At 37.8% G+C, this 13697-nt stretch carries 14 protein-coding genes; 9 read left to right on the top strand and 5 right to left on the bottom strand.

All coding sequences use genetic code 11. The features are described 5' to 3' along the window. The first annotated feature begins 15 nt into the window (after nt 1–15). Entirely contained in the window at nt 16–1170 is a 1155-nt protein-coding gene (locus ACSVDJ_RS05825) for a Ger(x)C family spore germination protein (RefSeq protein WP_439169465.1), read from the top strand. A gap of 103 nt (nt 1171–1273) precedes the next feature. Here the strand turns inward: ACSVDJ_RS05825 and ACSVDJ_RS05820 are convergent, their stop codons facing one another. After that, nucleotides 1274–2428, bottom strand: coding sequence for a saccharopine dehydrogenase family protein (locus tag ACSVDJ_RS05820; protein ID WP_439169466.1), 1155 nt, complete (start codon nt 2426–2428; stop codon nt 1274–1276). Between the two features lie 221 nt (nt 2429–2649). Here ACSVDJ_RS05820 and ACSVDJ_RS05815 point away from each other — a divergent pair, with 221 nt between their 5' ends. The 8 genes from ACSVDJ_RS05815 (at nt 2650) to ACSVDJ_RS05780 (ending at nt 10009) form a co-directional block, all read left to right on the top strand. Beyond that, nucleotides 2650–3360 carry a response regulator transcription factor gene (locus ACSVDJ_RS05815; RefSeq protein WP_439169467.1) on the top strand — a complete coding sequence of 237 codons (711 nt, stop codon included), beginning with the start codon at nt 2650–2652 and terminating at the stop codon, nt 3358–3360. After that, nucleotides 3357–4826 (top strand): HAMP domain-containing sensor histidine kinase, encoded by a 1470-nt coding sequence (locus tag ACSVDJ_RS05810; protein ID WP_439169468.1) that lies wholly within the window; start codon nt 3357–3359, stop codon nt 4824–4826. Before ACSVDJ_RS05815 ends, ACSVDJ_RS05810 begins: the two co-directional genes overlap by 4 nt. Before the next feature lie 2 nt (nt 4827–4828). Continuing rightward, nucleotides 4829–5905, top strand: a complete 1077-nt coding sequence (locus ACSVDJ_RS05805) for a LolA family protein (RefSeq protein ID WP_439169469.1) — start codon at nt 4829–4831, stop codon at nt 5903–5905. Nucleotides 5906–6021: 116 nt separating this feature from the next. After that, nucleotides 6022–6345: a PadR family transcriptional regulator gene (locus ACSVDJ_RS05800; protein ID WP_439169470.1), complete on the top strand. Its 324-nt coding sequence runs from the start codon at nt 6022–6024 to the stop codon at nt 6343–6345. Next, nucleotides 6342–7205, top strand: a complete 864-nt coding sequence (locus ACSVDJ_RS05795) for a permease prefix domain 1-containing protein (protein ID WP_439169471.1) — start codon at nt 6342–6344, stop codon at nt 7203–7205. The genes ACSVDJ_RS05800 and ACSVDJ_RS05795 overlap by 4 nt, the downstream gene beginning before the upstream one ends. Before the next feature lie 38 nt (nt 7206–7243). Further along, nucleotides 7244–8275: a TolB-like translocation protein gene (locus ACSVDJ_RS05790; RefSeq protein WP_439169472.1), complete on the top strand. Its 1032-nt coding sequence runs from the start codon at nt 7244–7246 to the stop codon at nt 8273–8275. A gap of 118 nt (nt 8276–8393) precedes the next feature. Further along, nucleotides 8394–8876 (top strand): RNA polymerase sigma factor, encoded by a 483-nt coding sequence (locus ACSVDJ_RS05785; protein ID WP_439169474.1) that lies wholly within the window; start codon nt 8394–8396, stop codon nt 8874–8876. After that, nucleotides 8876–10009 (top strand): anti-sigma factor, encoded by a 1134-nt coding sequence (locus tag ACSVDJ_RS05780; protein ID WP_439169754.1) that lies wholly within the window; start codon nt 8876–8878, stop codon nt 10007–10009. Before ACSVDJ_RS05785 ends, ACSVDJ_RS05780 begins: the two co-directional genes overlap by 1 nt. A gap of 47 nt (nt 10010–10056) precedes the next feature. Here the strand turns inward: ACSVDJ_RS05780 and ACSVDJ_RS05775 are convergent, their stop codons facing one another. The 4 genes from ACSVDJ_RS05775 to ACSVDJ_RS05760 all read right to left on the bottom strand — a co-directional run bounded on the left by ACSVDJ_RS05775 (nt 10057) and on the right by ACSVDJ_RS05760 (nt 13576). Next, nucleotides 10057–10752, bottom strand: a complete 696-nt coding sequence (locus tag ACSVDJ_RS05775) for a hypothetical protein (RefSeq protein ID WP_439169475.1) — start codon at nt 10750–10752, stop codon at nt 10057–10059. Continuing rightward, entirely contained in the window at nt 10749–11213 is a 465-nt protein-coding gene (locus tag ACSVDJ_RS05770) for a helix-turn-helix transcriptional regulator (protein ID WP_439169476.1), read from the bottom strand. The genes ACSVDJ_RS05775 and ACSVDJ_RS05770 overlap by 4 nt, the downstream gene beginning before the upstream one ends. A 203-nt stretch (nt 11214–11416) precedes the next feature. Next, nucleotides 11417–12121 carry a YfjL-like protein gene (locus tag ACSVDJ_RS05765; RefSeq protein WP_439169477.1) on the bottom strand — a complete coding sequence of 235 codons (705 nt, stop codon included), beginning with the start codon at nt 12119–12121 and terminating at the stop codon, nt 11417–11419. 258 nt (nt 12122–12379) lie between these two features. After that, nucleotides 12380–13576, bottom strand: a complete 1197-nt coding sequence (locus ACSVDJ_RS05760; protein WP_439169478.1) for a DUF418 domain-containing protein — start codon at nt 13574–13576, stop codon at nt 12380–12382. Nucleotides 13577–13697: the final 121 nt, after the last annotated feature.

The raw sequence follows: 13697 nt of genomic DNA, 5'->3' as shown, positions 1-13697 counted from the left end.
ACAAGGAGGTTCTTCATGAGGCTTCATGTTAAACATATACTACTATGCATATTGATGATTCCTCTAGCTGGCTGTTGGGATGCTAACGAACCTGAACGAATGGTGTACATTCAAGGTTTAGGCGTCGACTATAAAGATGGCGAATTCGTTGCCTATTTGCAAATACTTAATCCTAGTTTAATTGCTAAGTCTGAATCAACAAGTGGCGTGCAACAAGCGACCGTCATTGTTGGCAGAGGTAAAGGGAAAACATTGAATGAAGCGTTATTTGATATTTACCGCTCGTCTCAACGTCGCTTATTTTGGGGCCATTTATCTTTTCTTATTTTTACGGAAGACGCTTTAAAAAATAAGGTGTTAGAAGCAACGATTGATTTGTTTGATCGCTACCGTGAAACTAGATATAAAACATATATTTTCGCGACAAAAGACCCGGTGTTTGATATTATGACTACCCTCCCTCCTCTAGAAACATCAACAGCTTATACTAAATTAAACCAACCAGAGGCTTCATACGAACAAAACTCTTTGATTAGAGCCGTTGATATGAGAGAATTGTTAATTGCTTTACATGAACCGCCTCATGAAACGTTTATTCCCTATGTAAAAACAGTAGAAAAGTCATGGGAGTCTGACGTGCAAATGAAAACAAACATTCAAATGGCCGGGATTGCATCGATAACGGAAAAAAAATTAAAAGATATAATATTCTACGAAAAAGTCAAAGGACTAAGGTGGCTAAATACTGATTTAAAAAGGGCAGAACTCAGTATTAACGTGAAAGGATTAAATGTTAGTGTATTAGTTGAAAAAGTCAAAATTAAAAAGAAGCCGTTAGTGAAAGGAAGCGATGTTCATTTCCAATTATCAATCAATGCTACCGCCTTATTACAAGAAATTGTGACCGAGCGAAAGCTGAAAGAAATAGAACAAGCAGCTCAAAAGGCTTTGAAACAAGAAGTAATGATGGCATATGAAGAAGGCTTAAAAACAAACTCAGACTTATTCCGACTGTCTGAAATTTTATATCGAGAGGATGTTAAAGCATGGGCAAAAGTAGAAGAAGACGGGAAAGTTCCACTAACACAAAACAGTTTAAAGCTACCTGATGTACAGATTAAGGTGAAAATGATACGAGGTGACCGACAAAGAAAGCTACCAACTCTTTAACAGCCTGTAAAAAGTGTGTACGGACAGTTGATCCCCCGCCTAGATAATTTTGTTGCTCAGCGGGGATCTTACTGCCCGTTAATGCAAGATAAACCAAAATACCCTATTTATCATTCATCTTCTCTTTAATCGTTACCCCTCGTTTCTCCATTTCTTTTATATACATCTCACCAGGAACAATCTGTTCAGGAGGATAGACCCCTCGCTTCGTGATTATTCCATTCCCAATCATTTGTGCCGCAATAGAAATCGTAGTCGCCGTTGCTCTTGCCATCGCGGTGACATGATTCTCTTGATCTTTATAAGTAATCATCTCATAACGATAACTAGCCGCTTTTCCTTCTTTCGACCCTGTCGTTAATACACTTAATAAAACGACATCTTCTCCATCTTTTAGATCGACAATCGGATTTAGTACCTTCAAGAGGACATCTCTCGGCTTTACTTGCTGACCGTTGATTTCCACGAAATAATTGTTGCGTGTTAAATTCAAATCGATAAGCAATTGAAATTTCTCTGCATGACCTGGATAGCGAATCGTTTTGTACTCTAAACCATCTAAATCAGGATAAGAATAAGCTAAAGTGGACGTTCCTCCAGCGGTGTGAAAAGCTTCTAACGGGCCGAATTTCTCAAAATAAACCGTCTCAATTTCTGATAAAGAAGCAATCTCCTGTTTTTTGCCATCACGAATAATAAAGGACGGATCAGTGTAATGATCGAACACACCCTCCATCGAGAACACATGATTATACTCAAGCGGTGGTGATGGCCGCAACGGAATCCCGCCAACATATAATTTTATCTCTTTCACTTCATCTAGTTGACTAGCACCATACCCTGATAAAATATTGATCGCACCAGGTGCCACTCCCAAATCAGGAATGATCGTCACCCCGGCTGCCTTTGCTTGATCATGAAGCTTTAATATCCGATCCGTTGCCTGACCGATATGACCACCGAGATCGACACAATGTACCCCTGCCGAAATAGCCGCTTTCGCCACACTCTCATTAAAGGAATAAAACAGAGCATTCACCACGATATCATGTCCGCCCATTATATGAATTAACTGTTCCTCTTTTTTCGCATTGACAAATGCCACCTCAAGCTTCGACGACTGTAGGCTACTACGGATGTTTTTCGCTTTCTCCATATCCATATCAGCAAGTGTCACTTTCAACACTCGTTCACTGTTCACTAAATCTCTCGCCACTTCCTTTCCCATTAACCCTGCTCCTAACACTAGTACGCGCATCTAAATTCCTCCTTCATTTTCCGGAATTTTCATTGTTGCGTCGCTCAGTTATTCCCTTGCACCGTTCACTCTGTTTCATATCTATTCTAATATATACTGATTTTTTCCCTATTATCCCTATTGATCAAACGTAAATAGGGTGTAAATTATTAAGAGAATATTAAATTTGAAAGATGACCGTTCATTTTTCTTACAATAGAAATAGAGAGAGGGTTCAAACGATGGAGCAACAAGAAAAAATATTATTAGTGGAAGATGATTATGAAATTGCCCGTATTGTATGTGATCATTTGCGTAAAAACGGTTATTATGTCACTTGGGCTTCGACTGGCAAAGAAGGTATAGAGGATTTTCGCCAAGATTCATATAGTCTCGTCCTAGCAGACTTAATGCTCCCAGAACTGGATGGCTACTCGTTGTGCGAAGCGATTCGTCTTGAAAGCGATGTCCCATTATTAATCATTAGTGCCAAACATGAAGATGACAGCAAAATCAAAGGGCTAGGTCTCGGAGCAGATGACTACGTAACAAAGCCGTTTAGCCTTGAAGAATTAAGCGCTCGTATTCGATCCCATTTAAGAAGATACCGCCGCTTTAATCAACAGTCCACTAAACAAAATCGGATCGAATATCGCGATGGACTAGCGGTTGATTTCACGAAACAAGTTGTTTATTTGCAAGATGGACCGCTGCTTTTAACAGCAAAAGAAAAGGAATTGTTTTTTCTATTTGTGAAACATCCCTTTCAAACCTTTTCTAAATCAGACCTCTATCAATGGATCTGGCAACAAGAAAACATTGATGCCAATAATACCATCACTGTCCATATTAAATCTTTGCGAACGAAACTATCAGACAACAGCCGTTCCGCTAAATTTATTCAAACAGTATGGGGAGAAGGATACCGCTTTATCGGGGAACCGCTATCATGAAAATTAAATATTGGCTCATGGCTGTGTTTCTAGTGGCGATACTACTTCCTATCATCACCCTTTATCTTTTGTACATCAGCTTAAATAACTATCATGAAAATCTGTTTATGAAGGAACGCTTTGAAGTGGAGAATCGAATCGCTGCCATTGAACCACATTTGCAAGATCCTTCTTTCTACCAGCTTCATACACCTGAATATTATGAATCACTGAAAAAGCTGACGAACGCTAGCCGAAAGATCTCTCTTTATCGGCCAGATGGTCTGATCTTATATGAATCACTGAAACCAGCGACAACAAATGCTAGTTTTGCAGACCGTCAAAAGTTATACCAACATGTAAATGAATTACAAAAAAAGTCTCGTTCCTACACGATCAAAAAAACATTGTTTCATAATGGAGAACTTATCGGCCTTTATGAAATAACGATCGGGCGAGATCATTGGGTAGAAGGTGTGAAATATCGTACGTTTATTTTGGCGGTATTGCTAGCTTTGTTTATTGTCATTCTTTATACACTCATTTTATTGTTGGTCAACCGTAAATTAAACAAGCCGTTAAAGCAGTTAAGTATCCAAATGACGGCATTTGCTGATGGAAAAGCCACCGACAGCACCTTAGCTGTCAATAAAGATGAGATCGGTGAATTGATCACGCATTTTAATCGAATGAAAGAAAAGATTAATGAATCCAATCAGCTTTTAAACAAGCAACGGCAAGAAAAAGAATTCATTGTTGCCTCACTTTCTCATGATTTAAAGACGCCGTTGACTACAATTCAAACGTATACAGAAGCATTGCGTAATCATCAAACGTTAACAGAAATAGAAAAGCGAGAATATGAAAAGATTCTCTTCGATAAAATGGCGTACATGAAGCAAATGCTCGATGATTTATCGGTTTACACATCTTTGCAATCCGCAAAGACGACCTTAAATCTTGTTGAAGTAGATGGAGAAGAATTTTTCGATATGTTATTGTCCGGATATGAAGAACAATGCATACATAAAAACATTACTTTACTATCTGAACAAAACGTACATGCTAGTTACCTGCTCGACCCAAAACAAATGATGAGAATCATGGACAACTTGATGGCAAATGCTATCCGTCACACGAACGAACATCGACATATTGGATTAGCAGCCATCGAAGCTCATTGCCCTCTTCCTGACTGGGTGTTTCAACCAATCGCTCCAAAGCTTGACGCATGGAGAAAAGACGAAACGATCTTAATCGTTCAAAATGAAGGTCTAGCTATTCCCTACTCACTGCAAAATAAAATCTTTGAACCATTCGTTCAAGGTGATGACGCACGGGCAAAAGGAAGTTCTGGCCTTGGCTTAAGCATTGTCAAAATGCTCATTGAACAGCATGGCGGTTCTATCGCTCTTTGGTCAGAACCAGAATACGGAACGCTCATTGCCTGCTCTCTTTATACAAATTCTGATAAAATGAAAGGTTGATAATGATGAAAAAAACAACGTGGACAATGATCGGCTTAAGCGCCGTTATTATGTTAGGCTCTATAAGCGGATGCTCAAATAAAGTAACAGCCTCAGCTGATGAACTGATTGCCAATGTAATCGAGTCGGAGCACACTCCTGATTCTTATAGTGCCGATCTGGAAATGAAGGTATTTGAAGGTGACAAGTTAATCGAGCATGCGATTGTAAAGGAATTTTCCAACAAGGATGGCCAAAAGAAGATCATTACTGAAAATGCAATGACAAAGGAAAAATCGATTGCTCTCAATGATGGCAAACAAGTTCTTATGTACGACGAAGCAACAGGAAAAGCGCTCAGCATGGATATGACAGAAGCAGCAGACAACATGTCACCAAAAGACCAAGTAATTGCCATGCTCGATGCCATGAAAGAAACTCATGACAAAAAAGTCGTAGGTGAAGAAAAAATTAATGGTATTAACACTCAACATTTAAAATTACAACCAAAATCTAAAAATACGTTAATGGGAGAAACCGACCTTTGGATTGATCAAAAAACGTGGTTTGTATTAAAATCAACGATGGTTACTGAAGATATGCGTACAGAAACAACTTACAAAAACGTAGACTTCTCCCCTTCTTTCAAAAAGGATACATTCACTTTAGACATTCCTAAAGATGTGAAAATTGACTCTATAGAGGATATGCAAACAGAAAAACCTGTTAAAATGGAAGAAGCAGAACAAGCACTTGGCCAACCTTTTCTTATCTTCCCTGAAGAATTTGCTCAAAGTACTACGATTACAGCGGATGAATTAAAAGGCGAAATCAACCGAACAGAAGTGAATATCGAATACAAAAAAGATCAAGAACCTTATGTATCATTAAGTGTTTTTCCGACACCTGAAGGAAAAGACGTTGAACTATCAACTGAAGATGGTACTACAGTTCGTGGACAAAAAGCGGAGATCACGGCAGAAATCAACGCGGTCAGTTGGGATGAAGACGGCTTACGTTACGTCCTAATGCCGCTGAATCCAGATTTATCAGTAGAAGATTTTATTCCACAAGTGGAGAACATGCAGCTTTCTAACTAATAAATGACTAAAAAAAGGAGCAAAAGGGCTCCTTTTTTTAGTTACCAACCTTGTAATACGATGCACATTGTATTACTATGTAATTATTCCAATACTTTCTAAAGGCGGTGAATGCAATGGATAAAGAAATGATGAAGGGTAGCATTGATTTAATCTTACTTTCGCTCATTTCTCAAAAAGACTTGTATGGCTATGAAATGATCAAAATTTTGCGCGATTCAAGCAATCATACATATGAAATGAGCGAAGGTACATTATACCCCGCTTTAAAGCGGCTTGAGAAGAAAGAGTGGATCGAATCCTACTGGTTGGAGAAAGCAGCTGGGCGAAGAAAATATTATAAAATCACGGCTTCAGGTTTGATCGAATTAGAAGAGAAAAAGAAAAACTGGAATCTAGTCGAAAATTTAATTCGCAAAGTGCAAGGTGACTTGACATGAGTAGTCGACTTGAACAATTTGCTCAAGAGATCGTTTTCAAGCTCGACTGCTCTCAAGTAGAAAAAGAAGACATGTACGAGGAAATGCTCATTCACCTAGAAATTTCTCGAGATGAACTTTTGAAGCAAGGTTATCCACTAAAAGAAGCCGAAAACTTAGCGATTCAACAATTCGGAAATGTGGAGATCGTCAGTTCCGAATTACAACAAGTGTTCACGCCGTATCGAAAAGAAATGTATTTAACGTTTGCTTTCGCTTCTTTAATATGGACAATCACTATTTATTTAATGCAACTATTTACGAACGGAGATGCCCATATTTTTTGGCTGATGCTTGCTTTCGCTTGTGGAACAGCTTTTCTAATTCTTGCTTTACTGCCATTAACTAATCATCTTAGAAAGAGGTATCAAAACAGTTTATTAGTAATGTCTTTGCTTGTACTGATCTATGAATACTTGATGGCTAACAGCTTGAACCATACATTGTCCAGCTCATTAGCGTTCGGAACGATATTGCTCATTATGACAAATGTGTTTTTCCTTTATCAAACGAACCTCACCGGAACATCAGGAAAGATGAATACAGACAAAAAAGCCATTCACTTCATTAACATTACATCTGGTCTTATCATTGGCACGTTTTCTCTCTTTTTTATTTGGGCAGGGTTCGCCCTGTTTGGAAAACTACAACCAAAAATGCTGCTGTTTGCTTCACCTCTTATCATCTGGAGCGGATTGTATAAACTCCAGCTAGTTCTCTGGAACAAAAATCGAACTTTTAGTTATATTATCGCTATTATTCCATTCTTCCTTTCTCTAATAGTAGCTACTTTTATTTTTGCGCCTGAATTCTTTTTATAAAAAAGAAATCGAAACACTTTCACAAGGGAGTAACCAACATGAAAAAAAGATTAACGTGGATCATCGCCTCAGCTTTGCTCGTTCTAGCTCTTCTTTTAGCCTTAGGGTTTCTATTTCAAAAAGAAGAGCATGCAAAGACAAACGGCTTAGCCGAACATTATGATGTTTCGTCAAACGGAACGATTGCTTATATTACTTTTACAGATGGGAAACCATCTCTTCGAATTAAAAATGATAAGCAAAAGCTTGAAAAAGAACTCATTCAATACGATAACGATAAAATGATCTTAGATCCAAGTTTTTCTGCTGATGGATCACAATTAGTTTACATAGTTTCTAATAAAGATATGGCTCAAACACCATATAGCTGGGTTGTGTCCATCAATATTCAAACAGAAGAAATCTCAACTTTATTTAAAGAGCAGCAACTTATCACCGAAATAGAATTAGCTAAAAATGACCAATCTATTTTTTATTTACAGGCAGGTACTTTTAAAAATTACTCTCCGATCACTGGAAAGCGTCCGCACGATATCGACATTTTTGAATATCATTTGAAAGAGAAAAAGCAAACTCAACATACGAAACTGAAAGAGTATGGAATGAATTCCTTACAAGTTGATGAACAAGGACGTTATGCTTATGTCGCAATGGTCGATGATAAAGGGGAACAAACAGCTGATGATGTGTTTGAAATGAAAGAACGTATTTTCCAAATCTCATTGAACGGAACAAACAAGGCGAAAGTTTATTCCGATCCTGATTACAAAGAAGATATCTATGATTTCAGTTTTATAGGGAACGAAATCATTTTCCAAGCTGTAGCCAATTCTGAAACAAATGGCATCTTTGAATACGAGCTATTTCAATTCGACCCTGCTTCAAATCAAGAAACACAGCTAACACAGTTAGGTAAAGCAACTTCACGCCCAGTGATAGCCGCTGACCTTCAAACTGTTTACTTTATGGTCGATAAACAGTTCGGTGAAGATGAACCTGAATATCACCTCTATCAATTGGATTTAGCTAGTAAGAAGACTAGTGAAATTTCTTTACCTCCTAATTATTAAGTGAGAAGAGAGCTGATGTCGCTCTCTTCTCACTTTTTTTCGTAATATGTAAGAATTTTCTTCAATAAGTGTAACCTTTCTATCCACTTTCCGTTATGTTATTGAGGGAGGTTGATCGATGTCGATTGAAGATTTATATCGCACTTATTTTCAAAACTTATATACTTACCTTCTCTCTCTTTCTCGTAATTCTCATGTCGCTGAAGAGCTTTTGCAGGAAACCTTTTATCGTGCTTATATTCATCTGGACAGTTATCAAGGCGAAAGTCCTAAGCCGTGGCTATTTAAGATTGCCTATCATGCATTTATCGACTGGACACGAAGCGAAAAGAAGCGGCACCAACAAGAAATGACAGAAACGATGCTGCCAACTGTTCAGAGTACTGAACAAACCGTTTTGACTCAAGCGAAAATTAACGACTGGCTTCATATTGTCCAGCAATTTCCTTTAACGAAAAGACATGCTATTTTACTGCGTGATTATTATGGGTTTTCTTATGAGGAAATTGCGGAGCTTTTAAACTTGACCATCGCGAACGTAAAAGTCATTTTGCATCGGACTAGAAAAGAGGTAAGAAAAAGACTGGGGGAAGAAGATTGATGGAAAAAGATTCATGCCAACATTTTCGAAGTTTATTAAAGAAAGAGGAACTTTCACAAGAAGAAGAGCAACAGTTGATTGAACATATCGAAATATGTATCCACTGCCAGAATTATATGGATATGTCTGAAAAGAAAGAGCCCATACTCCCTCTACCAAATGAAAGAAACATCTTACGGAAAGCGAAGTGGAAACAGCGCTGGAATCAACTTTCTTTTCTCTTAGGACTTGCTTTGCTTGTGTACCTTGTCGGTAGTATTTTTTCAACTGTTTATTACGGAATTGGCGATCGTGGGGAGAAAATTAATGCCGTGTCTAGTCTAGCATTTCAAGCACTAAATCCCGGTCTTGAAGTCGGCTCAAGCACTACGAAGATCGGTTCACTCTTTAACCAACAACGAGTAGCTGAGTTACAAAAAACGATTGGCAGAGAGCAGCGTTCAGTTGGAAAATTGCATACAAACGCACGATTTTCCTTTGTGAATCAATCAATTGAATGGCATAACGGCAGCACGAAAGATCAGTTTGCCTTTGTTCATCCAGATTATCATGAAAAATTAGAAGATGATATTCAAAAAGAGTATTGGGAAGTGTTAGAAAAGCTACCTGAAGGCACCGTCACTGAGTTGGCTATTTCTTTTACACACACGCTGACATTAGAAGAAGTGTATAAGGAGATCAATAAAGAAGCTTTAAACGAAGATTTATATGACATCAATTGGTATGCACTAGATACGGGCTATGAATATCAGAAAAAGACAGACGACTCCTTTTTAATTCGCGAACAAATTTTTGGATTCCCTTCGAACATTGAGCTCTATCCAAGTAGAGAAGAGTATAGCGATGAAACATTAGAAGCAGACGCTGTCAAAATGATGAAGTTACTAAAGGATCATCAAAAGTGGGTCGAACCATTTTATAATAATGGAGAAAATCAAGAAATAAAATTAAACGAACGGTACGAGTATGTAAAGAAAAATGGTGTAAAGACATATGGAATTGTGATAACCGGCCCTACGAAGGAATTATTAAAACTTAAAGATAGTTCATTCATCAGCTTTGTTACAATAGGAGAGGTTGAATTTTGGAACTGGTATTCTCCTCATTTTCAAAGACAATGGTTTTCCTACTAAAACGAATCACCCGATGTTTTTCCATCGGGTGATTCGTTACTTTTCTTTCAATCAAACCGATTCACTTCACAAGCATTCTTCACATCTTGTATGTTTTTCACTTGAATCGCTTCTGCTGGCATACAAGAAATATATACTTCCGCCTCTTCATTCACTCCTTTTTTTTCATCAAAGGAGAAGGATACTTCCGCGGTACTCGTTAGTTGATGTACTTCATGAACGAGCTGATAAATTTGTTCCCACTGTTGCTCTGAATCGTTAAAAACTCCTGCTTTACTCACCTCTACCCACATAAAAGCACCTGCTTCTTGATAGGTTGGAATCGTTGGGCCTTCTACTAATTCGCCGCTCTGACCATAAGCTGTACCGACATACCAATCTTTTAATTTCGGAAAGTTTTTTCTAACTGCTGGCTCGACGTCTTCTTGAAACTCTCTTTGCCACACACCTTCTGGGTAATCATCCATAAATATTGCGGCTTCATTTTCTTTTCGTGCATTAAAGACCATCGATTGATCTTTAGTTGGTGAGAAAGTCGCTCCATACACTCTTTCTTCCTCATCAAAAAACGTACTATTCAAAACAAAAGATTCGTCATATCTCTCTTCAAGATATTGCTGAAGTTCGTTTGCCACTTGCTTCTCTTTCCAGGGCACGCCTTTAAAATATGCATAAACGAAACTACCGATACACCCAAGTAATATTAGACTAATTACTAAATTTTTTTTTCTTCTAGTTTTCATTCATTCTCCCCACTTTGACAAACTGTTTGCCACTCTCGATACGCTTCTTCCTTGTCATATCCGCTAAATAGCCGATAATCTTCCTTATCTAAAATACGAAAATGACCGCTAATTACATTTTGCTGTAAACGAACACCTTGACTGGACTCCACTTCTCGCCACCAAACACGGCCACCCATCGTTCTCTCTTTAGGCGTACTAATGCTAGTATGAGCAATTGTCTCAACCATCTCCACCGGATCATCCCCGAGGCATCCTTGAAGAATTTCACTTTCACGAAATAAAGTACATATTGCGACAACCGTTGTCCAGCCAGCAAGCGTTCTTCCTTTTTCAATTTGCACGAGCGTCTTTTTAGAAATGCCAAGCACTTCTGACATTTTCTCTTGCGTATAACCTTTTTCGGTGCGAATCAATTTGAGCTTACTGGACAATAGCTCATTTACTTGTTGCTTATTCATATATATCCACCTTCATTCCTTTTCCACATGAGAAATTGTCGTTTAAAAACTTTTGGGAAACACGAATATCATGACCACAACTGTTTTAAATCGTATCCACTAGTGTAATTTTATACTAAAAACGAGGAATTTTCATATGAAACTTTCAGCAACTTTTTAATAGAAAAAGAGCCTAATAAATAGCCCCCTTCTCTCTACTGCATTTAATTAACATTCGTTTCAAACCTAATGACTTCACACGCTTTTTTCACATCTTTTATATTATTTACCGGATAACCTTCTTTCGACATACAAGGGATAAAAACTTCAGATTCATCGTTTGGATCTTTTTCTTCATCGTAATGGAAAGAAATGTCCGCTTTATTTGAACGCTTTTGAACTTCTTGAACAAGTTCCAGTATATTTTGCCACTCTTGCTCTGAACCTTGAAACTTTCTGCTGAATGATACACTCGCCGACACGCTAGCATTGACTTGACGATACGTTGGTACAGCCGGACCTTTTACAATGTCGATACTTTCAGTTACATAACCGGTACCTACTCCGTCAAGGTCCGGAAAGATCCTTCTCGCAATCGGTTCAATTTCTCCTTGAAACTCTCTTACCCAAATCTCTTCAGGGTATGCATCAACATACTTGTAATCTGCATAGCCCTGCTCTGCATAAAATTCAAGGGACTGATCATTTTCAGGAGAAAACTCTCCCCAATATCTTCCGTTTTTAAAATTATAATAAGCCTGATTTAATACGAACTTCTCATCATATTTCTCTTCAAGGTATTGCTTCAACTCGTTTGCTATTTGTGCTTTTTTCCAAGGAAGTCCGAACAATTCAGAATAAATAAATGCCCCAACACCGATAACGATGATACTCCAAATACTTAGTACCACTTTGGTCTTCTTTTTCATTTATATTTACCCTCTTTCTATTTTAGTGTAATTTTACACTAAAATAGAAAATATTCCAATATAAGAAGCACCTGATTTCTCAGGTGCTTTCATCTTCCTTATTAATCCAATCAGGTGCGAGAAAGATGCCTCTCACTACTAGCAAGTATCCAACCTTTTGCCAAAAATGCTTTTCAACAGGAAGCGAATAGCTACAAAAAGCAAGAGTAACACCCAATAACCTCCAGAAAGAACCCGAAAATCATTCATTTCGGCATTCTACATCCCCTCCACTTTTTTAGGCTCCCCCTCAATTTGCCGCTTTTTCTGGCTAACTTGACCATTCCATGAAAAATTCGTCCATATTCTTAACAATTGTTCTACTGGTCCTCTTTTGAACCTTCTTAAATAATAATGACTGGCGACTGCTTGTAGAGCATAAATCATAACTGCTAACCCTATCCCCCAGATCATACCTAATTTCCCAAACAACCCGAAACCATAGCCATAAAAAATCGTCGTACAAATCACGGTCTGCATTAAATAATTTGTTAATGACAACTTGCCCACACTTTCAAACGCCGCAGGAAATATGTTATTAGCTTTCCTCGTATAGAGAAGAGCAAACAGAAAGATGTACCCAAGCGCTAACAAACTCGCTCCAAGCATTTCCACTACACCATTCCAAGCCGATTCACTCACATACGGAATCACCTTTAGCACAATACCGATTGGTAACAAAAGCAGCGTACCTTTTACATATAACGATCGCTCCTTTTGCAAGTGAACAAATGCATTCGCCTTTGCTGCAAACATTCCGAATAAAAAGAGCGGAGCAGTAAGTAGTGGCGACAAAATTAAAATAACTACATAAAAAGCCTCTGGTAAATTTAAAGGATCTTCAGTATTGCGATGATGCTTAATTTCAGCATAACTACCGCTACTATAAATATCCTTTGTTTTCTCAACATATTCTGCCATAATTTTTTTGTCTTCGGCTGATTCTTCCACATTGCCATATCCTAAAAATGACATAATGATTAATAAAGCTGTTCCCCAAATAAGTAGCGTCTTTTTACTGCGATTCATAAATAGTAATAGGAAAAAGCCCATGAAGCCGTAAAAGAAAAGGATATCTCCTTCCCATAAGAAAGTGGAGTGTAAAAGCCCCGCACACACTAAGAATAAAAATCGTCTGACAAAATATCGTTTTATCGAAACACCTTTGCGTTCCAAACTTTCCTTCATTTTAATCATCGAATAACCAAATAAAAATGTAAAAATCGGCATAAAGCTACCTTCCACTAACACTTTGACTAGTTTATAAGCTCCCAAGTCAGTGGCTGATAATGAATAAAAATCAACTTCATCTTTTCCCCAAATTCCATATTGAAAGATCAGCATATTGGCTAATAAAATCCCTAATAAACTAAAGCCCCTCATACCATCAATTGTCGAAACTCTATATTTATCCATCAAATTCTCCTCACATGTATTGATACTATTAATTTACACAAGAAAGATTTCTTGGAAACAAACAATAGATTAACATTTCATAAACTCTTTCTCTTCTGTTCAAGTTCTCGTAATGTTCATA

The organism is Bacillus sp. Hm123, assembly GCF_051842975.2.
Taxonomy (GTDB): Bacteria; Bacillota; Bacilli; order Bacillales; family Domibacillaceae; genus Bacillus_CE.
Note: the sequence above shows the minus strand (reverse complement) of the source record. Positions and strands in the feature narration are given on the sequence as shown.

Coding starts and splice junctions, on each gene's coding strand:
- ACSVDJ_RS05790 (WP_439169472.1), top strand. CDS start 7,244: ATGAAAAAAAGATTAACGTGGATCATCGCCTCAGCTTTGCTCGTTCTA.
- ACSVDJ_RS05815 (WP_439169467.1), top strand. CDS start 2,650: ATGGAGCAACAAGAAAAAATATTATTAGTGGAAGATGATTATGAAATT.
- ACSVDJ_RS05770 (WP_439169476.1), bottom strand. CDS start 11,213: ATGAATAAGCAACAAGTAAATGAGCTATTGTCCAGTAAGCTCAAATTG.
- ACSVDJ_RS05775 (WP_439169475.1), bottom strand. CDS start 10,752: ATGAAAACTAGAAGAAAAAAAAATTTAGTAATTAGTCTAATATTACTT.
- ACSVDJ_RS05780 (WP_439169754.1), top strand. CDS start 8,876: ATGGAAAAAGATTCATGCCAACATTTTCGAAGTTTATTAAAGAAAGAG.
- ACSVDJ_RS05795 (WP_439169471.1), top strand. CDS start 6,342: ATGAGTAGTCGACTTGAACAATTTGCTCAAGAGATCGTTTTCAAGCTC.
- ACSVDJ_RS05810 (WP_439169468.1), top strand. CDS start 3,357: ATGAAAATTAAATATTGGCTCATGGCTGTGTTTCTAGTGGCGATACTA.
- ACSVDJ_RS05805 (WP_439169469.1), top strand. CDS start 4,829: ATGATGAAAAAAACAACGTGGACAATGATCGGCTTAAGCGCCGTTATT.
- ACSVDJ_RS05765 (WP_439169477.1), bottom strand. CDS start 12,121: ATGAAAAAGAAGACCAAAGTGGTACTAAGTATTTGGAGTATCATCGTT.
- ACSVDJ_RS05825 (WP_439169465.1), top strand. CDS start 16: ATGAGGCTTCATGTTAAACATATACTACTATGCATATTGATGATTCCT.
- ACSVDJ_RS05820 (WP_439169466.1), bottom strand. CDS start 2,428: ATGCGCGTACTAGTGTTAGGAGCAGGGTTAATGGGAAAGGAAGTGGCG.
- ACSVDJ_RS05800 (WP_439169470.1), top strand. CDS start 6,022: ATGGATAAAGAAATGATGAAGGGTAGCATTGATTTAATCTTACTTTCG.
- ACSVDJ_RS05760 (WP_439169478.1), bottom strand. CDS start 13,576: ATGGATAAATATAGAGTTTCGACAATTGATGGTATGAGGGGCTTTAGT.
- ACSVDJ_RS05785 (WP_439169474.1), top strand. CDS start 8,394: ATGTCGATTGAAGATTTATATCGCACTTATTTTCAAAACTTATATACT.